Annotated in this window: 15 protein-coding genes; 12 read left to right on the forward strand and 3 right to left on the reverse strand. The window is 67.1% G+C overall.

Annotation, left to right across the window (positions count from 1 at the left end):
* Positions 1-14 precede the first annotated feature (14 nt).
* Together IED13_RS08415 and IED13_RS08420 are read right to left on the reverse strand one after the other, a co-directional pair.
* Entirely contained in the window at positions 15-1,688 is a 1,674-nt protein-coding gene (locus tag IED13_RS08415; RefSeq protein WP_191123905.1) for a peptide ABC transporter substrate-binding protein, read from the reverse strand.
* Between the two features lie 75 nt (positions 1,689-1,763).
* Complete coding sequence (locus tag IED13_RS08420; RefSeq protein WP_210323549.1) at positions 1,764-2,912, reverse strand: NAD(P)/FAD-dependent oxidoreductase; 1,149 nt, start codon at positions 2,910-2,912, stop codon at positions 1,764-1,766.
* 221 nt (positions 2,913-3,133) lie between these two features.
* On the opposite strand from IED13_RS08420, the gene IED13_RS08425 reads away from it, so the two are divergent.
* Genes IED13_RS08425 through IED13_RS08440 form a run of 4 tightly spaced genes read left to right on the forward strand, consistent with a single transcriptional unit; the run spans position 3,134 to position 7,637 of the window.
* Positions 3,134-3,547 carry a Rid family hydrolase gene (locus IED13_RS08425; protein WP_191123906.1) on the forward strand — a complete coding sequence of 138 codons (414 nt, stop codon included), beginning with the start codon at positions 3,134-3,136 and terminating at the stop codon, positions 3,545-3,547.
* Positions 3,534-4,889 (forward strand): NAD(P)/FAD-dependent oxidoreductase, encoded by a 1,356-nt coding sequence (locus IED13_RS08430; RefSeq protein ID WP_191123907.1) that lies wholly within the window; start codon positions 3,534-3,536, stop codon positions 4,887-4,889. Before IED13_RS08425 ends, IED13_RS08430 begins: the two co-directional genes overlap by 14 nt.
* Positions 4,890-4,924: 35 nt before the next feature.
* Complete coding sequence (locus tag IED13_RS08435; RefSeq protein WP_191123908.1) at positions 4,925-6,439, forward strand: aldehyde dehydrogenase; 1,515 nt, start codon at positions 4,925-4,927, stop codon at positions 6,437-6,439.
* A gap of 58 nt (positions 6,440-6,497) precedes the next feature.
* The gene (locus IED13_RS08440) at positions 6,498-7,637 is read left to right on the forward strand and encodes a serine hydrolase domain-containing protein (RefSeq protein ID WP_133562994.1); all 1,140 of its coding nucleotides are present in this window, start codon (positions 6,498-6,500) and stop codon (positions 7,635-7,637) included.
* An 83-nt stretch (positions 7,638-7,720) separates the two neighbouring features.
* Here the strand turns inward: IED13_RS08440 and IED13_RS08445 are convergent, their stop codons facing one another.
* A complete protein-coding gene (locus tag IED13_RS08445; protein WP_113252531.1) occupies positions 7,721-8,749 on the reverse strand; it encodes a LacI family DNA-binding transcriptional regulator in 1,029 nt (342 codons plus the stop codon).
* 200 nt (positions 8,750-8,949) lie between these two features.
* Here IED13_RS08445 and IED13_RS08450 point away from each other — a divergent pair, with 200 nt between their 5' ends.
* The 8 genes from IED13_RS08450 to IED13_RS08485 all read left to right on the forward strand — a co-directional run bounded on the left by IED13_RS08450 (position 8,950) and on the right by IED13_RS08485 (position 18,341).
* Positions 8,950-10,179 carry a pyridoxal phosphate-dependent aminotransferase gene (locus IED13_RS08450; RefSeq protein WP_191123909.1) on the forward strand — a complete coding sequence of 410 codons (1,230 nt, stop codon included), beginning with the start codon at positions 8,950-8,952 and terminating at the stop codon, positions 10,177-10,179.
* 33 nt (positions 10,180-10,212) lie between these two features.
* Complete coding sequence (locus IED13_RS08455; protein ID WP_191123910.1) at positions 10,213-11,457, forward strand: MFS transporter; 1,245 nt, start codon at positions 10,213-10,215, stop codon at positions 11,455-11,457.
* Positions 11,458-11,459: 2 nt separating this feature from the next.
* Positions 11,460-12,803, forward strand: a complete 1,344-nt coding sequence (locus tag IED13_RS08460; protein ID WP_191123911.1) for an NAD(P)/FAD-dependent oxidoreductase — start codon at positions 11,460-11,462, stop codon at positions 12,801-12,803.
* Positions 12,803-13,732 (forward strand): 2-hydroxyacid dehydrogenase, encoded by a 930-nt coding sequence (locus IED13_RS08465; protein ID WP_191123912.1) that lies wholly within the window; start codon positions 12,803-12,805, stop codon positions 13,730-13,732. The genes IED13_RS08460 and IED13_RS08465 overlap by 1 nt, the downstream gene beginning before the upstream one ends.
* Positions 13,733-13,769: 37 nt before the next feature.
* Positions 13,770-14,774 (forward strand): ABC transporter substrate-binding protein, encoded by a 1,005-nt coding sequence (locus IED13_RS08470; protein WP_191123913.1) that lies wholly within the window; start codon positions 13,770-13,772, stop codon positions 14,772-14,774.
* 23 nt (positions 14,775-14,797) lie between these two features.
* Positions 14,798-15,643: an ABC transporter permease gene (locus tag IED13_RS08475; RefSeq protein WP_112762663.1), complete on the forward strand. Its 846-nt coding sequence runs from the start codon at positions 14,798-14,800 to the stop codon at positions 15,641-15,643.
* A 28-nt stretch (positions 15,644-15,671) separates the two neighbouring features.
* Positions 15,672-16,454, forward strand: a complete 783-nt coding sequence (locus IED13_RS08480; protein ID WP_191123914.1) for an ABC transporter ATP-binding protein — start codon at positions 15,672-15,674, stop codon at positions 16,452-16,454.
* Between the two features lie 300 nt (positions 16,455-16,754).
* Positions 16,755-18,341 carry an ABC transporter substrate-binding protein gene (locus tag IED13_RS08485; protein ID WP_112762661.1) on the forward strand — a complete coding sequence of 529 codons (1,587 nt, stop codon included), beginning with the start codon at positions 16,755-16,757 and terminating at the stop codon, positions 18,339-18,341.
* Positions 18,342-18,458 lie beyond the last annotated feature (117 nt).

The following is an 18,458-nucleotide window of genomic DNA, read 5'->3' on the forward strand; positions in this document are numbered from 1 at the left end:
GGTCAGATACGGGCTCAGCCAGCCCAGTACCAGTCGCGCATGTTCCAGCAATTGGACGAGCAATTGATGTTGGCCGCGAAGCCGGCCAGCCCGTCCTTGACCCCTTCGGCCATGACCGACTGATAGACCGGCAGCAAGACGAGATCGTCGCGAACGATGCGCTGGACCTGTCCGTAGGTCTTCCTGCGCTCCTGCTGGTCGAACTGGCTGGAGCCGAGTTCCAAGAGCCGGTCGAGTTCCGGGTTCTGATACTGGTAGGTATTCAGCCCGGCGCCATGCTTGGCGGGGATCGAGCGGCTGCCGAAGCGCGGCGTCACGTCCGGATCGTTGCCGATCATGAAGTTGGAGCCGACAGTCACGGATTCGAATTTCGACTTCTGCCAGAACTCGCCCCAGATCACGGCCGCCGGCATGTTGGATATCCGCATTTCCGCGCCGATCTGCCCCCAGTCCTGCTGCAGGAGCTGCTGCGACTGCTCGCGCGCCGGATTGCCGGTCGTGGTCGAGTTGGAGAAGGAGAGGCGCTGCCCGTTCTTCTGCCGGATGCCGTCCGCGCCGCGTTTCCAGCCTGCCGCATCCAGCAGCGCGTTGGCCCTCGCTGGGTCGTGCTTGTGCGCCGGAAGATCGGGCTCGAAGGCCCATGACTCGCGAGGCAGGAAGGATTCGGTCGCAACCGGCAGCCCATAATAGATGGCGTCGATGCGGGCCTGCTTGTCCATCGCCAGGTAGAGGGCCTCCCGGACGGGCTTTTCGGCGAAGGGACCGAATTCGAGATTGAGCGCGATGTGCTCGATGAAGGGCGTCGGCGAGCGGATCACGCGAGGGCCCTTCAACGCCTCGGCTTCCTTGGCGAAGTGAGCGGGAATGCCGCCAATGCCGAGATAATCGACCTGGCCGGTCCTGAACTGGGTGTAGAGCGCAGTCAGATCGGGAATGTATTTGAAGACGATACGTTCGAGGTAAGGGCCGGCGCCATGATAGGCGGGGTTGGCGTGCAGCAGCGCGCGGTCGCCAGCAACACGCTCGCCCCAGCGGAACGGGCCGGTGCCGACGGGCGCGTTATTGAAGGGCGCGGTATTCGGATCGCTTGCCTTTCCGAGAATATGCGCAGGCGTGATGAAGGTCAGCGCCAGGATAGACAGATAGGGTGAGTAGGCGCGCTCCATGCGCCAATGGATCTCGTCGGGCGCGACGATGACGATGTCCTTGACGAGGCTGTGACCGACCCGGTTACGCGCGCGGAAACCGGGCGTGTTGATCAGGTCGAGCGTGTACTTGACGTCCTCGGCGGTGAACGCCGTTCCGTCATGCCATTTCGCGTCGCCTCTAAGCTTGATCTTCCAGGTCAGCCCGTCGGCCGAGATGCCGCCATTGGCGACGCTCGGCACTTCGCGGGCGAGATCCGGAACGAAGCGGCCTGCCGGGTCGATGAACCAGAGCGGGCTGAAGAGCTGCCACCAGACGCCCTGATCGACCTCGCTGCCGGGCATCAGCGGATTGAAGACCGTGGGTTCCTGGGAAATGCCGGCGATCACCTGGCCTCGCGGCTTGGCAGGCGGCGCGGCGCCCTTGCCCTGAGCGTGCGCACCGGCGTTTGGCGCCAGCACGGCGCCCGCGCCGGCGCCGAGAGCCAGCGCCATCAGATCGCGGCGGCGAAATGTCATTCCACGCGAGTCGTATTCGGTCATGATATCCCCTCGTTTTTGACGGGCTGTCTTCAGCCTCGTGATCGTGGACGGCGCGGGTCGGCCGCATGTCCGGTCCTATGTCGCGATAACCCTCAAGCTCTCGCGTTCCGGCGAGAGGTCTTCACTGGCGACGCCCAGTTGCGTGATCGCTTCCGGCAACGGTGCCCCGGTGACGAGGGCAGCGATGGATTGCCCCATGGCTGGGGAAGTCAGGATGCCGCAGCCGCCCTGGCCCGCCAGCCAGAAGAAACCGGGAGCGTCCTCGCGCATGCCGGCTACGGGATTGCGATCCCTGGCGAAGCTGCGCAACCCCGCCCACTGGCTGATCGGGCGGCCAATGCTCAAGCGGGTGTCGCGCTCGATATTCTCGATCGCCTGGGCGACGTCGATGTCCTCGGGATAGGCGTCGGACGGCGCGACGGGCACCGCGTCGGCAAGGCTGCCCATCAGGCAGCCCGGCTCCGGCTTCACATACCAGTCGTAGTCGACGGAGCCGACATGCGGCCAGCTACGCGTGTCGAAATCCTTCTGAAGGGCGAAGGTGAACGCGGTGCGCCGATGCGCGACGATGCCCAGCGGGGCGAGCCCGGCCATGGCAGCCACCTCATCCGCCCAGCCGCCGGCTGCATTGACCACCGCGTCGGCGAGGATGTCGCCGCCGGCCCAGGTCAGACGCCAACGATTTCCCTCGCGTACGATCGCCCGGATATCGCTGCGTGTCGCGAGAACCGCCCCGGCAGCCTTGGCGCCCCGGAGGTAGCCCTGCAGCAGCACGTCGACATCGATATCCATTGCGTCCGGCTCGTAGACGCCGAGATCGAGCTTTTCGGGCCGAAGCGCAGGAAACAGGGCGAGCGCTTCGTCCCGGCCGAGGCGGTCGGCACGGGCGCCAACGGAAGCGAGGTTGGCTTCAAGCCGCCTGAGCGTCGCCTCCTGCTCTCGACGCCCCACCGTCAGGCAGCCACGCGGAGACAAAATCGGCTGCTCGGAGAAGCCTTCCGGCGGCGCCTCGAAAAAGGCTCGGCTCGCCTGCGCCATCCGCCGCATCGTCGTGGCGCCGATGCCGACCGTGAACTGTGCGGCGGTGCGGCCGGAGCTGTGATAGCTGAAATGCTCTTCCCGCTCGATCAGCGCGACCGAGCCGTGCCGAGCCAGAAAATAGGCGGCGGAAGCCCCGGCAATTCCACCTCCGACGATTGCGACGTCCACCCGCATCGAACCCATGCCACTCCCGCTTCGGAATGGGCGAGAGCCAGATCCGGTTCTTGCCCGTATCGACAACGTCACCGCGAACCCCGCTTGTCGATTTCAATTTTGAGAAGCCGAACCCTGAAAAACGACGGCGTCCCCCGAATTCCTCGGCCTCCGCCTCGAATTATTGAAATCGACAGCGCCCCTGCCTCCGTTGCCTTTGAGACGTCACGACAACCGAGGCGAGAGCGACCATGGCATTCACCACGACCCAGCGGCATGGCCGGCGCCTGATCTCCTCAGGCAGCAGTTTCGAGGCTGCCTATAGCTACAGCCGCGCCGTCGTGGTCGGCTCCCACATCATGCTGTCGGGCACCACCGGCTACGATTATGCCGCCGAAACCCTGGCAGGCGCCGCCGCCGAGCAGACCCGCCAGCTTTTCCGCAATGCCGAGCTGGCTTTTGCCCAGGTTGGAGCAACGCTCGCCAATGTCGTCCGCGTCCGGATGTTTATTGCGCGGCCCGAGGACTACGAGGCCGTGATGGCGGTGTTCACCGAGGCATTTCGAGGCGTGGACCCGGCCTGCACCACCGTCCAGGCTGGCCTGTTCGATCCGGAAATCCGGGTGGAGATGGACATGGACGCCTTGCTCGATGTCGCTGCTTAGTCTCACTGCCCATGTGCCGGACGACGTGCTCGCGCAGCTTGCGCCTGGGCGTGCCGCCTTGCCGGACCGGGTCGATGCCGTGGTGGTCGGCGGCGGAATTGTCGGCTGCGCCTCCGCCTACTATCTCGCGCGTGCCGGGCTCTCGGTCGCGCTGGTCGAGCGCGACGCTGTCTCTTCACAGCAGTCGGGCCGAAACTGGGGCTTCGTCAGGACGCAGTATCGCGATCCGCTTGAACTGCCTCTCGCCATAGAGGCGCTCACGATCTGGCCTGATCTCGAGGCCGAACTCGGCGAGCCCGTGGGCTGGCGCCGGACCGGTTGCGTCTTCGTCGCCGAAACGGAAGCCGAGAACGACACGTTCGAACGCTGGGTGGAGAAAACGAGGTCGGTTTCCGGTCAGGCGCGCATGCTTTCGTCCCGGCAGACAAAGGCGCTCATGCCGGCACTTTCGAAGCCTGCGAAAGGCGCGCTCTTCACGGAGACGGACGGACAAGCCGAGCCGGCTATGGCCACAACCGCCTTCGCGCGAGCAGCGATCCGGGCTGGCGCACAGATCGTCGAGAATTGCGGTGCGTTCGCGGTCGAGCGTGCCGCGGGCGGCGTGACCGGCGTCCTGACCGAGCATGGCCGCATCGCTTCCAACATCGTGGTCTGCGCGGCCGGAGCGCAGAGCCATCGCCTGCTGGCGCCACTCGGCCTCGGCCTTCCGCAGCAGACCGTGCGCAGCACTGTCTCTTTGACGGCGCCCCTGCCGCCCCTCAGCGACCCCTGCTTCTGCGGTTACGGCATCGGATTGCGGCAGCGGGCGGATGGCTCCTGCATCATTGCAGCCGATTCCTGCTCCGACATCGACATCACGCTCGATTCCATGCGGGCGATGCGCTTCTTCCTGCCGGAGTTCATGCGTCATCGCAGCGGCTTTTCCCTGCGGCTGGGCCGTCCCTTCCTCGATGATCTGCATCAGCGGCTCGTCGTGCCGCCGTCGGAACGCGCGGCGGCTGGGCGCCGGCCATGGATCCCTGCCAATCGTGACCGCGCAGACCGGACGCGGGAAGCCGTGCAGGACATTTTCGGGACGGACGACAGGCTGACCATCGTCAAGTCCTGGGCCGGACTGATCGATGTGCTGCCGGATGCGTTGCCGGTGCTGGACGCACCCGATGCCCTGTCCGGCCTGATTGTCGCGACCGGCTTCTCCGGCCATGGCTTCGGCCTCGGGCCAGCCGTGGGCCGGCACGTCGCGCGGCTCGCGAAAGGTGAGAAGCCCGACGCCATCCTCACTCCCTTGCGTCTGGAGCGCTTCACCCGCGGCACCTATGCCCGCGCCCACGCGCCGCTCTGAACAATCCACCTTCGAAAGCCACCCTGGAGCCGCCGATGACGCTTGCAACGACCGCCGATCACCGCGCCATCGCAGCAGGACTTTCCTTCGAGGGACGTGTCTTCATCGCCGGCCGCTTCGTCGCGGCCGCGGGCGGCGAGATGATGGAGACGGTGAACCCCGCGACGGGTGAGGCGTTTGCGTCTGTTGCCAGCGGCCAGGCTAAGGATATCGACCGTGCGGTCGCGGCGGCTCGCACGGCGTTTCGCGACGGGGCGTGGTCGCGCTCTGCACCGGAACGGCGCAAGGCCGTGCTTCTGAGGCTCGCTGACCTCATCCGTGCCAACGCGGCCGAGCTTGCCGTTCTGGAGAGCCTCGACAGCGGCAAGCCGATCCGGGACTGCGTGAAGGAGATCAGCATCGAGGTCCCGGATACCCTGCAATGGTATGCCGAGCTGATCGACAAGAGCTTCGGCAAGGTCGCCCCGACGGGCGAGGACGCGCTCGCCCTCATAACGCGCGAGCCGATCGGCGTCGTCGGCGTGATCCTTCCCTGGAACTTCCCGTTGCTCATGGCGGCCTGGAAGCTCGGCCCGGCGCTGGCCAGCGGCTGCTCCGTCGTGGTCAAACCCGCCGAGCAGACTTCGCTCTCGGCCCTCAAACTCGCGGAGCTCGCAGCGGAAGCCGGCCTGCCGGACGGCGTGCTGAACATCGTCCCGGGTCTCGGCGAGACGGCCGGCCGGGCGCTCGGGCTGCATCCAGACGTGGACGCGATTTCCTTCACAGGTTCCACCGAGGTCGGCAGGCTCTTCCTGCGCTATGCCGCCGACAGCAACCTCAAGGCCATCGGGCTCGAGATGGGGGGCAAGAGCCCCTTCATCATCCTCGACGATGCCGATCTGACGCCGGAACTGATCGAGCATGCGGTGACCGCCGCCTTCTGGAATGGCGGGCAGAACTGCTCCGCCAACATGCGCCAGATCGTCGCCCGCAGCCGGCAGGAGGAGTTTCTGTCGCTCGTCACGGAACGGGCGCGGGCGCTTGTCGTCGGCGACCCGCTCGATCCCGCGACGGATCTCGGCCCGATGGTCACTGCAGAGCATCGGGCGCGCGTGCTCGATTTCATCGAGATGGGCACGGGCGACGGTGCGCGCTGTGTCCTGCCCGCCGATCCAGCTCTTGCGACCCGGCCGGGCAGTTTTCTGGGCCCCACGGTCTTCGCCGAGCTTTCGCCCGGGATGACGATCGCACGGGAAGAGATCTTCGGCCCCGTGCTCGGCGTGCTGCCGGTCGATGGGCCCGAACAGGCGCTCACCATCGCCAATGACAGCGCCTACGGGCTCCACGCGACGGTGTTCACCCGAGACATTGACCGCGCGCTGTTCATGGCGCGGCGTCTCGCCTGCGGGACGGTTGCGATTAACGGCTTCACCGAGGGGGATATCAAGACGCCCTTCGGCGGCTATCGGCAATCCGGCTCGCTTGCTCGCGACAAGGGCACCGAGGCGATGGCGCAGTATCTCCAGACGAAGACGAGCTGGATCAGCCTCAAGTCGCCGGCTATCGGCTGAATCACAACGGCGGTCCGGCGGGCATTCCTGTCTCGCATTTTACAGTGGACGAACACCCATGAGCATCGACGAGACAAAACGCAGTCAGCTGATGCGCTTCTTCGATGGAACCCTGCTTCCGGACGAGTTGGTTGCAACCATGTCAGCAGACCAGGGTTGGTTCCCATCGCGAGTCATACGGCGTGGCGGCGAGGTGAGGGCGTTGAAGCGCGCGCCGTCCGGGTTGCCGCCGCTTGCGATTCAAGATCATGGCCGCAGCTTCGACCTCTACGACTACCTCTCCGTCAACCGGATCGCCGGCTTGCTCGTCATGAAGGACGACGCAGTCGTCGCGGAGCATTATGGGCTCGGCATCGGGCCGGAGACACAATGGAACTCCTGTTCGCTCGCGAAATCCGTCGCCGCGACGCTGGTGGGTATCGCGCTGAAGGAAGGCGCGATCGAAAGCCTCGACGATCCGGTCACGCGCTACATGCCGCTCGGCGGAGTCTACGCGCAGGTATCGATCAGGCAGTTGCTGCGATTGGCGTCCGGCGTACGCTGGCGTGAAGATTATACCGATCCGACATCCGACCGGCGGCAGTTGCTTGATATCCAGTGCCGCTGGGAAGAGGGCGGCATCGCCCGGCACATGGCATCATTGCCGGCTGCAACGCCGGCCGGAGAATCCTGGGTCTACAACACCGGCGAATCCTATTTGATTGGCCTCCTCATGCAGAACGCGACCGGGATGAACCTCGCGGACTACTGCAGCGAGAAGCTCTGGTCGCGGCTCGGGATGGAGGCCGATGCGAGCTGGTGGTCGGAAAGTCCGGAGGGAATGACGATCTCCGGCAGCGGCATGCACGCGACCTTGCGAGACTACGGCCGCTTCGGCCAGTTCGTGCTGGATGAGGGCCGCATCGGCGATGACAGATTGCTGCCCGACAACTGGAATGCGGAGGCCGGTGCTGCTTTCAACATAGGGGATAAGACGATCCCCTATGGCTATATGTGGTGGATCCCCGTGCTCCCGGACGCGCGTCTCGCAGGCAGTTTCCAGGCTGAGGGCATCTACGGCCAGCATATCCACATCAACCCACGCGAACGCCTTGTCGTCGTTGTGCTCTGCGCTCGCTCGAAGCCGAGTTTCCGACAGCGGCTCGAAATCAACGACGACGCCTTCTTTGCTGCGCTTGCAGACGCTCTCCAAAAATAACGCGTCTCCTGCCGGTCTCGTTTTGCCAGGTGGGCCAAGCGCACAGTCGGTGTTCCTCTGCCGGATGCCGGTTGACCGGGACGTCAACGCCTCGGGAGCCCGTCATACGGTCGACCTCTGACCACGAGCGAGACCGGCAGGCGCACGCAGCGCGGCGCTCTTGGCTGGGGATCGCGTATCCGGTCGAGCAACATCTCGGCGGCGTGGCGACCCATCTCTGCGCGATCCCAGGACAGGGCCGAGATCGGCGGCGTGCCGAGTTCGGCAAGGTCGGAATCGCTTCCGGCGACGAGGTCGATATCCCGCCCCGGTTGCAGGCCGTTGCTGCGCAGCGCGCGCAGCGTGCCGGCGAGCATGTCCATCGCTGCGACGAACAGCGCGGTCGGCCGGTCGGCCGTCGAGAGAAGCGCGCAGGTTTCACGGAAGGCGATCTCGTTGGACAGGGCATGGTCGCGGATGAGAGCCTCGTCGACCGCGACCCCGCGCTGCGCGTGCACGCGTCGGTATCCGGCGATGCGGCTGCGAGAGGGATAGGCGGCCGGGTCGCCGACGATCATGCCGATGCGCCTGTGCCCCAGTGACATCAGGTGCTGGACGGCCTGCTCGGCGCCCGATTGATGGTCGGCCATCACGCGGTCGACATCTGGCAGCAATTCGCGGTCGATCAGGACGATCGGCATCGGTGCGCCGGCGATCGTCTCGGCGAGTTCGGCATCGGCCTCGTCGCTCATCGTCATCATGACGCCCTCGACGCGCCGCTGCGCGAAGCCACGTAGCAGGGCGAGCTCGACATCCTTCTCGTTCGAGGTGCTGGCCAGCAGCAGCGTGTAGCCGGCGCGGCGGAACACCCCCTCGGCCGCTTTCACATAGCTGGCGAAGGCGGGAATATCGAAGTCGCGGATCGCGCAGGCGACCATCTTCGTGCGGGCGTTGCGCATGCTGCCGGCGACCGCGTCGCGCTGATAGCCCAGTGCCTTGATCGCCTCCTGCACGCTCTTGCGAGCCTGCGGCGTCACCGAGGGGTGGTCGTTGAGGACGCGCGAGACGGTTCCGAGCGCGAGGCCGGCCCTGGCCGCCACGTCCCGGATCGTCGCCTTCTTGATGCCCGTCATCGCCTCGCCCCGTCTCTCGCCGCCATCCTGACACGGGCGCGGAGTCCGGCCCAAGCGTCCCTCTGCCTTAATCCCGCGCGTCAGGCTGCCTGTTGAGGCAGCGATTGCAAGACATTTGCGCAGCGGATTTGGAACCGGTTCATTGACTCTGATCTCGCATATGCAAGCATTTGGATGGCATTGATTTAGGATTGATGAACATGTTCCAGAGCGCTGAGCGCCTCGGCCGGGTGAAGGCCTCCCCGACCGTCGTCCTGAACGGCAAGGTCGCCGAGCTCGCCGCGCAGGGCCGCGACGTGCTCAGCCTCGTGGCCGGCGAGCCCGATTTCGACACGCCCGATCACATCAAGCAGGCGGCGAAGGCCGCCATCGATCGCGGCGAGACCAAATACACCGCCGTCGACGGCACGCCGGCGCTGCGCAAGGCGATCGCCGGCAAGTTCGAGCGCGAGAACGGGCTCTCCTATGCGCCACACGAGATCATCGTCGGCTCGGGCGGCAAGCAGATCGTTTACAACGCGCTGATGGCCACCCTCTCGGCCGGCGACGAGGTGGTGATCCCCGCGCCGTACTGGGTTTCCTATCCGGAGATCGTGCTGCTGGCCGAGGGGACGCCAGTCATCGTTCCGTGCCTGGCCGAAAACGGCTTCCGACTCGATCCGCAGGCGCTGGATGCCGCGATCACGGATCGCACGCGCTGGCTTATTCTGAACTCGCCCTCGAACCCCTCCGGCGCGGCCTATTCGCATGACGAACTCGCGGCGCTCGCCGCCGTGCTGATGCGCCATCCCAAGGTCTGGATCCTGACCGACGACATCTACGAACACCTGACCTATGGCGGCTTCCGCTTCTCGACCATCGCCGCCATCGAGCCGCGGCTGCGCGAGCGGACGCTGACGATGAACGGCGTCTCCAAGACCTATTGCATGACCGGCTGGCGCATCGGCTATGCCGGCGGGCCGAAGCCGCTGATCCGGGCAATGTCGGCGATCCAGTCGCATTCCACCACCAACGCCTGCTCGATCAGCCAGGCCGCCGCCGTCGCGGCCCTTGAGGGCCCGCAGGATTTCATCGCGGGCCATGTCGCTGCCTTCGAGCGCCGCCGCGACAGGATCGTCGCCGGGCTGAACGCGGTGGAGGGGCTGTCCTGCCGTGTGCCCGAGGGGGCCTTCTATGCCTTCCCGTCCTGCGAGGCGCTGCTCGGGAGGCAGGCCCCGGACGGACGCCTCGTCGCGACCGACGAGGATTTCGCGCTCTATCTGCTCGACGCCGCCGGTGTCGGGCTGGTCCATGGCTCGGCCTTCGGCTGCCCCGGCCATATCCGGCTCTCCTATGCGGCCCCCGACGAAATGCTCGACCGCGCCATCGAGCGAATCGGAACCGCATGCGCCGCACTCCAGCCTGCCCCGCCGATGCGGGCGCGTGCCTGAGCCCGACCAGACGAGCCCTTGGGAAACGAGCCCGTGCCAGCTTCGCCATGCCAATTGTCGGAACGCAGCCTCGTCGCGCTTCTCGCGGCAGTTGCCTTCGTCGTGGCGCTGAACGCGACCGTGATGTTCCCGCTCGGCCCCTTCCTGGTGGCGGAGATCGGCGGCAGGGCCGATGCGCTCGGCTATCTCGGCGCGGTCTATTCGCTGTCGGCGGCCCTGGGCGGCCTCGTCGCGTCCTTCGTGCTCGATCGCTTCGATCGCCGCGAGGCCCTGGCGGCTTGCGCCGTCGTGTTCACGCTCGCAACAGTCGCGAGCGCCGCCGCCCCCGGCATGGTGGCGCTGATGGCGACGCGCGCCGTGGCGGGCTTCGCAGCCGGGCCGCTCTGGGGCCTGCTGGTCGCGATCGCCAGCGACGTCGTCCCGCTGCAGCGACGCGGCCTCGCGATGAGCCGCCTCGTCGGTACCTATGGGCTGGCACTCGTGCTCGGCCTTCCGGTGGGGACGCTGCTCGCGGCCCTTCCCGGCGGCTGGCGCTGGGCACTGCTGGCCCTGGCGATCGGCGGCGGCGCGATCTCGGCCGTGACCGCGATCGCGATTGGCCCCCGGCGCGAGCATCTCGCCGCAGCCAAGGCGCGACCGTCCGGCCTGGCCTGGCGCGGCGTCCTGCGGTTGATCGCCGGCGAGCCGAGCCTGATCGCCTTCCTGCTGATCGCCGCTTCGTCCTTCTCGGCCCTGCTGGTTTCGCCCAACCTGCCAGTCTTCGTGCTGGGCAATACCGGGCTCGGCGCTACCGGCCTTTCAGCCGTCTATCTGCTGGGCGGGGCGCTGACCCTGGCCGTCGTGCCTCTGGCCGGCCGCACGAGCGACCGTTTCGGCGCATTGCCGGTCGCGGTGGCGGCTGCGCTCGCGACGACGCTCGTGCTCGGCTTAGCCTTCCTTGGCGCGGCGCCGCTGCTGCCGGCCCTGCCGGTGCTGGCCATGGTTCTGGTGATGCAGCTCGTGCGCAGCACGGTCAGCCAGGGCTCAGCCACCCGCGTGCCGCTTCCCGCGGAGCGCGCCGCCTTCCAGTCGCTCGCGGCCGCCGTCACAAATCTCGCCCAGGCTGTGGGCGCCGGCACGGCGCCGCTGCTGCTCAGCATCAGGCCCGATGGCCGGCTCGCGGGCATGGACCGCGTCGCCTGGCTTGCCATCGCCGCGTCCTGGACCGCCCCGCTGCTGCTGATGCGGCTCGAGACCGTGCTCCGCCGGCGTGGCCTGCCGCCCGTGACGGAGACATGATCATGGCGCGGCGTCACGACCTCCTCGCGACTTCGCTGCCGCTCGCCTATGCGGGTTGCGGCGAGCCGGCATTTGCCGGCGATCCGCTGCGTGGCGAAGCGCGAGCCGATGTCGTCGTCATCGGCGCCGGCATCACCGGTGCGAGCGCGGCGTTCCATCTCGCCGAAGCCGGCGCGCGCGTGCGCCTTCTGGAGGCCGAGCGGGTCGGCGCGGGCGGCAGCGGCCGTGCCTTCGGACAGGTCGTGCCCTATCTGCGCACGGAGCCCGCGAGGACCGTGTCGGATCTTGGAACCGAAGCCGGCGAGAGGTTGATCGCGACGGCAGCCGGGACGCCCGCCCTCGTCGCGGAACTCGTCTCCCGCCACGCCATTGCCTGCGATCTCGATGCGAGCGGCCTGATCTTTGCCGCCCATTCCGCCGGCGGCTCCGTCGTGTTGCGCGAGCGGCGGGATGTCTGGGCGGCTCGCGGGGTCGCGCTTCCCCTGCTCGACATGGAACAGACTCTCGCCGCGATCGGAGGCGGCAGCTACCGTGCAGCCCTGGTCGAGCCGCGCGGCCTCTCGCTCAATCCGCTCGCCTATGCGCGGGGGCTTGCGCGCGCCGCTTCGGCTGCCGGTGCGACGCTGCACGAGCGCAGCCGCGTCGTCGACATGTCCAGCAGCCACGGCGGCTGGAGGGTCGAGACGACTGAAGGACGCATCGCCTGCGACACGCTGGTCGTCGCGGCCGGTGTCGCGATCGGCGGCATCCTGCCGGAGCTGCGCCGCCGCATCCTGCCCTTCCGCGTTCACGAGGCGGCGACCGCACCGCTCTCGGCCGATGCGCTCGCGGGTATCCTCCCGCGCCAGCGCGCGCTCACCGACACGCGCCGGCTCCCTTCCGGCGTCAGGCGCACCGGCGACGGCCGCCTCGTCGTCACGCTGTCGGGGCCTGCGGGCGGCGGACGAGCCGGCGATCTGGGGGGCGGGCTCGCGCGGCTTCGCGCGCTGTTTCCCCGCCTCGACGTCACCGCCTTCGCGGAGAGCTGGTCCGGCTGGGTCGATCTCGCGCCCGACCAGTATCCGCGCCTCGTCGAGCCGCGCCCCGGCCTTTTCGTCGGCTACGGCCTCAGCGGGCGTGGCCTCGGGCTCGGCACCGCGCTCGGCCAGGCCCTGGCGCGACGTGCCCTGGGCAGCCGAGCCGATGAGACATCCTTTCCGGGCATGGCCGGCCGGCCGCCGCGCTGGCTGCCGGGTTCCAGCCTCGCGGTCGCTGCAGCCGCGGCCTCGATCCGCCGCATCGACGCCTGGCAGGCGCGCCAGGCCGACGCCCCACGGCTTCCAACCAGCAACGGACCGCGACCCTGATGGCTATTCTCACCTGGCTCCATAACGCCTATGGGCGCGACCTGATCGAGGGCGTCCGCGCCGCGCTGCCGGGCGAAGACATCCGCGAATGGCCCGATGCCGGCGACCCCGACGAGATCGACATCTGCTTCATCTTCCGCATGCCGCATGGCTTCCTCAAGCCGTTCCGCAATCTCAAGCTGATGTCGGCGACCGGCGCCGGCATTGACCACTACCTCCTCGATCCCGACTTCCCGAAAGGGATCGCGATGGTGCGGATCGTCGACCAGGATTTCGCCGCGCGCATGGCCGACTACGTCCTGACCTGGACCTTCTTCCATCATCGCGACGTCGCGCATTTCCTCTCCGCCCAGTCGCGCCATGACTGGGCCTACAAGATCATGCGCTCGGCCCATGAGCTCCGCGTCGGCGTGATGGGGCTCGGCCAGATGGGCCGGCTGGCGGCGGAGCGCCTGGCCGGCGTCGGCTACGACACCGCCGCCTGGTCGCGCTCGCTCCACGAAGTGCCGGGCGTCACCTGCTTCGCCGGCTCCGAGGGCTTCGGCGCGTTTCTCGCGCGGACGGAAATCCTGATCAACCTGCTGCCGCTGACGCAGACGACGCGCGGCATCCTGAGTGCCGGGACCTTCGCGCAGATGCCGCCGGGCGGCGTCGTGATCTCGGCGGGACGCGGCGGCCATCTCGTCGAGGCCGATCTCCTCGCCGCGCTGAACGACGGAACGCTGCGCGCCGCCACGATCGACGCCTTTCCCGTCGAGCCGCTGCCGAAGGACAGCCCGCTCTGGAAGACGCCGAACCTCTACGTCACCCCGCACTGCTCATCGACGGCGAGCCTGGCAACCATCGTCGACACCTTTGCCGAGAACGTCCGCCGCTTCCGCGCCGGGGCCGAGCTTCTGAACGAGGTCGACACCGTCGCCGGCTACTGAACTCCACCCCGCACACCAGCACGACAGGAGAGCGACCATGACCAGACTGCGTTTCCTCGCCAAGGCAGCGTTCACGGCCGCTTTCGGCCTGGGCCTCGCCGCCGTCCCTGCCGCTGGCATCGCCCAGGAGGCCAAACGGCCCAAGCTCGACTTCGCGGGCTCGGTGACCTGGCTCGGCATGGTCCCCGTGCTGCTCGCCGTCGACAAGGGCTATTTCACCGAGGCCGGACTCGATGTCAGCCTGCAGGTGGTGCTGAATTCGAGCGACCGGGTGCGCGCGCTCACCGCCGGCTCCGTTGCTTTCAGCAATCTTGGCCGCACCACGGTGCTGAGCGAAATGGCCCGCGGCAACACCTCCTTCTACTACTTCGCCAATATCGACGATTCGCCCGGCAGCGAAGGCTGCTGGGCGCGCTCGGGCTTCAAGAGCTTCGCCGATCTGAAGGGCAGGAAGGTCGCAGCCAACACTTCGGCCGAGATCACCATGGCGGGGCTGCTCGCCAAGGTCGGGCTGAAATCCTCCGACATCTCCTACGTCAACCTGCCACCCAACGAGATGCAGCTCGCGCTCTCGCGTGGCGATGTCGATGCCGCCTGCATATGGCAGCCGATCCTCGACGGGCTGAAGAAGGCCGTGCCGGACGGCGTGTTGCTCGGCACCGACAGGGATACCGACATGTTCCAGCGCTTCGGCACGATGTCGGCGCCCGACATCATGATCATCTCGCGCAAGCTGGTGCAGGAGGATCCGGCCTCGGCCGGCAAGCTCGCCGCCGCCGTGATGAAGGCGGCCGACTTCGTCAACGCCAACCCGGAAGAGACGGCGAAGACGGTCGCCCACTACTTCCGCCAACCGCCGGAGACCGTCCTCGCCGGCATCAGGGGCTTTACCTATTACGGCACCAAGGACTGGCCCGAGCACATGCGCAGGCATGGCGCGCAGATGGACCATCTCGCGGGCTGGCTTGCGGAGAACGGCAAGATTCCGATGAAGCCAGATGTGAAGGCCTGGGAGAACACCAGCTTCGTGCCGAAGCCTTGATCCAAAAGCAAGGAGCCGTGCCGATGTCGACGCCAGCCACCAGCGATCTCGTCTTGCCCGCCGCCGCCAGCCCCGGCGAACGCCCGAAATGGCGCTGGCCGCGCCTCGGCCGGCCGGTCCTGCTGCTCAACCTGCTTGGCATCTTCTCGCTCTACGGGCTCTGGGCGCTGGCGACCGAGTCCGGCCTCGTCTCGCCCCTGTTCTTCCCTTCGCCCTCGATGGTGGCGGCCGAGGCGCAGAGCATCGCCGGCACGGCCGATCTCTGGATGTCGATCGCCGCGTCGTCCCGGCGCGTCTTCATCGGCTTCGGGCTGGCGGCGCTCGTCGGCGTGCCGCTTGGCATCCTGATGGGCGCCTGGTGGCCGGCCAAGGCCGTGATCGACCCGCTGATCTCGCTGCTCCGTCCTCTGCCCTCGATCACCTGGATTCCGCTGACGATGCTCTGGCTCGGCATCGGCGAGGGCCAGAAGATCGCGATCGTGTTCATGGGCTCCTGGATCTACATCCTGCTCTACACGGTCGAGAGCACCAAGCGGGTCGATCCGCTGCTGGTGAAGGCCGCACGTAATCTCGGCGCCGGCAATCTCGCCGTGATGCGCGAGGTCGTACTGCCGGGCTCGCTGCCCGGCATCCTGGCCGGACTGAAGGTCAGCCTCGCCATCGCCTGGTCCTGTGTGCTCTCGGCCGAGATGGTCGCGGCCCAGACCGGGCTCGGCGCGCTGATCTGGTCGGCCAAGGACTGGGGCAACATGCCGCTCGTCCTGGTCGGCATGGTCTGCATCTCCGCGACCGTCCTGATCGCCGATCTCCTGGCGAACCGGCTGGAGGCCTGGCTTCTGCCCTGGGAACGCCACCGGCGGCTGAACTGAAGCGAGAGATACGGAAGGGAGACCAGAGATGAACACGATCCTGTCCGCACGCGGCGTCTCGAAGCGCTTCGCCGGCCACCAGGGCAGCGGCGGCGTGCTGGCGCTCGATGCCATCTCGCTCGAGGTCCGCGAGGGCGAATTCCTCTGCTTGCTCGGCGCGTCCGGCTGCGGCAAGTCGACCCTGCTTAATATGTTCGCGGGCTTCGTCGCGCCGAGCGGCGGCGAGATCCGCCTGCGCGACGAGGCGATCACCGGCATCGACCCGCGCTGCGGCATGGTCTTCCAGTCCTATGCGCTCTTTCCCTGGAAGACAGTGCGGGAGAACGTCGCCTTCGGCCCCAAGATGAAGGGCATCGGCCGGGGCGAGCGGCGCGACATCGCCGAACGGTTCCTCGCCATGGTCGGGCTGTCGGGCTTCGCCGGGCATTATCCCGTCGAGCTCTCCGGCGGCATGCAGCAGCGCGTCACGCTGGCGCGCTGCCTCGCCGCCAACCCCGAGGTGATGCTGATGGACGAACCCTTCGCGGCGCTGGACGCGATGACCCGCGAGGTGCTGCAGGGTGAGCTGATGCGCATCCAGGCCCAGAGCGGCAAGACCATCGTCTTCGTGACGCACAACATCGACGAGGCCCTGGTGATGGCCGACCGCATTGTCGTGATGTCGCCGCGTCCCGGCCGCATCGCCGCGGTAATCGACAACGACCTGCCGCGCCCGCGTGACATCGAGGCTCAGTCGCTCCCCGCTTATGCCGCGCTCAAGCGACAGGTCTGGAATCTGATCGCTGGCGACCTTATGGCCCATGCCGCTTGAGTCGATCGTAAGATCGCCTATTCCATAGGCATTTTTTGTTCATTGCATACAATGTGGGATGAAGCGCTCGCCAAAGCGCGTTTTTCCCAAGGGATTTCAATTCACTATCTGCTGGCACGCTACGTGCTTCGGCAGCGCCATGTGCGCCGCCGCTGAACCGCCTTCACGCCCGAGCCCCGTCAGAGCCGCCATGCGCCGCGACCGCGCTCTCGCGACAGCCGAAAGCGCGGTCTGCGGGCCCGCCTCCGAAGATCCGGCGCGTCACGACATCCGATTGGCAAAATCAGGGGTTTCCGAGTCATGATCACACGCCGCACCGCTATCGCTGCAGGTCTCGCGGCGCCATTCGTGGCGCGAAGCCAGGCACGAGCCCAGGCCGTGGGCCGGGCCGAAACCCTGCTGCTGGTTCAGGAGTACGGGCCGAACAGCCTCGACATGCAGGGCATCGGCTCCTCGCAGCCCGTCAATGGCGTCGCGTTGAATTGCTATGACCGCCTGCTGCGCTTCAAGCCGGTGCCGATCCCCGGCGGCGGCGGGAACACCATCTCGATGGGCGAACTCGAAGGCGAATTGGCCGAGAGCTGGCAGGTTGCCTCCGACGGCATGAGCTGCACCTTCAAGCTGCGCGACGCCACCTTCCATTCCGGCCGCAAGGTCACGGCGACCGACGTCAAATGGTCGCTCGACCGCGCCTGCACGATCGGCGGCTTCGCCACGACGCAGATGAATGCCGGCTCGCTGGAAAAACCCGAGCAGTTCGTCGTCGTCGATGAGAAGACGTTTCGCGTCGATTTCATCCGCAAGGACAAGATGACGCTGCCCAACCTCGCGGTCACGATCCCCTTCGTCTTCGACTCCGAGCTCGCCATCAAGAATGGCGGTGGCGACCCTCATGCCAAGGAATGGCTGAAGAACAACATCGCCGGCTCCGGCGCCTACAAGGTCGAGAGCTGGAAGCCCGGTGTCGAGACCATCTACGTCCGCAATGACGACTGGAAATGCGGAAAGCTGCCGCAGCTGCGCCGCATCATCGCGCGCGACATCGCCTCGCCCTCGACCCGCCGGGCCTTGATGGAGCGCGGCGACGCGGATGTCTCGTACGGTTTGCCGCCGAAGGACTTCAAGGACCTGCTCGATGCCGGCAAGGTCAATGTCGTCGGCGTTCCGATCCCCAACGGCGTCTGGGGTTGCTATCTCAACACGCAGGTCGGCCCGTTCAAGGACGTGCGCCTGCGCCAGGCCGTGGCCTGGGTGATGCCCTATGAGAAGATCCTCCAGGCCTCGCTGTTCGGCCGTGGCGTCTCGATGGCGGGCGGGACTGATCCCAAGGTCGCCTGGCCGCAGCCCTTCCCCTACACCTCCGACGTTGCCAAGGCGAAGGCCCTGGTCGATGCGGCCGGCGGCCCGTTCTCGACGACGCTGTATTTCGACGCCGGCAACGCGACCGTTGCCGAGCCGATGGCGGTGCTGATCAAGGAAGCGCTCGCCGGCATCGGGATCACCGTCGAGATCAACAAGGTGCCCGGCGCCAACTTCCGCACCGAGATCGCCAAGAAGACCAACCCGATGGTGCTGAACCGCTTCGCCGGCTGGCTCGACTATCCCGATTACTATCTGTTCTGGACGATGCACGGCAACAACTCGATCTTCAACATCGCCGCCTACCAGAATCCGGCGCTGGACAAGCTCGTCGATGCCGCGCGCTTCGCGCCCGACAAGGCCTCCTACGACGCCAACGTCATCGACTTCGTCAAGCTGGTGGAAAACGAGGTGCCGATGGTGCCGATCAACCAGCCGACCCATGACGTCGCGCTGCAGAAGGCGATCGGCGGCTACCAGTTCCAGCCCTGTCGCGAGCCGGACTTCCGCTACCTGACCAAGGGGTGAGGCGGCACCGTCGCACCGCGATGCATGATGCTCGGGCGCAGACCCGAGCATCTCCCGCCCAGGATACTGGGGCCTACGCTTCGCTCCGCCCGATGATGAGGACGAGGCCGAACGCCA

The sequence above is a fragment of the Allobosea spartocytisi genome, assembly GCF_014764685.1.
GTDB lineage: Bacteria > Pseudomonadota > Alphaproteobacteria > Rhizobiales > Beijerinckiaceae > Allobosea > Allobosea spartocytisi.

Coding starts and splice junctions, on each gene's coding strand:
- IED13_RS08415 (WP_191123905.1), bottom strand. CDS start 1,688: ATGACCGAATACGACTCGCGTGGAATGACATTTCGCCGCCGCGATCTG.
- IED13_RS08420 (WP_210323549.1), bottom strand. CDS start 2,912: ATGGGTTCGATGCGGGTGGACGTCGCAATCGTCGGAGGTGGAATTGCC.
- IED13_RS08425 (WP_191123906.1), top strand. CDS start 3,134: ATGGCATTCACCACGACCCAGCGGCATGGCCGGCGCCTGATCTCCTCA.
- IED13_RS08430 (WP_191123907.1), top strand. CDS start 3,534: ATGTCGCTGCTTAGTCTCACTGCCCATGTGCCGGACGACGTGCTCGCG.
- IED13_RS08435 (WP_191123908.1), top strand. CDS start 4,925: ATGACGCTTGCAACGACCGCCGATCACCGCGCCATCGCAGCAGGACTT.
- IED13_RS08440 (WP_133562994.1), top strand. CDS start 6,498: ATGAGCATCGACGAGACAAAACGCAGTCAGCTGATGCGCTTCTTCGAT.
- IED13_RS08445 (WP_113252531.1), bottom strand. CDS start 8,749: ATGACGGGCATCAAGAAGGCGACGATCCGGGACGTGGCGGCCAGGGCC.
- IED13_RS08450 (WP_191123909.1), top strand. CDS start 8,950: ATGTTCCAGAGCGCTGAGCGCCTCGGCCGGGTGAAGGCCTCCCCGACC.
- IED13_RS08460 (WP_191123911.1), top strand. CDS start 11,460: ATGGCGCGGCGTCACGACCTCCTCGCGACTTCGCTGCCGCTCGCCTAT.
- IED13_RS08465 (WP_191123912.1), top strand. CDS start 12,803: ATGGCTATTCTCACCTGGCTCCATAACGCCTATGGGCGCGACCTGATC.
- IED13_RS08470 (WP_191123913.1), top strand. CDS start 13,770: ATGACCAGACTGCGTTTCCTCGCCAAGGCAGCGTTCACGGCCGCTTTC.
- IED13_RS08475 (WP_112762663.1), top strand. CDS start 14,798: ATGTCGACGCCAGCCACCAGCGATCTCGTCTTGCCCGCCGCCGCCAGC.
- IED13_RS08480 (WP_191123914.1), top strand. CDS start 15,672: ATGAACACGATCCTGTCCGCACGCGGCGTCTCGAAGCGCTTCGCCGGC.
- IED13_RS08485 (WP_112762661.1), top strand. CDS start 16,755: ATGATCACACGCCGCACCGCTATCGCTGCAGGTCTCGCGGCGCCATTC.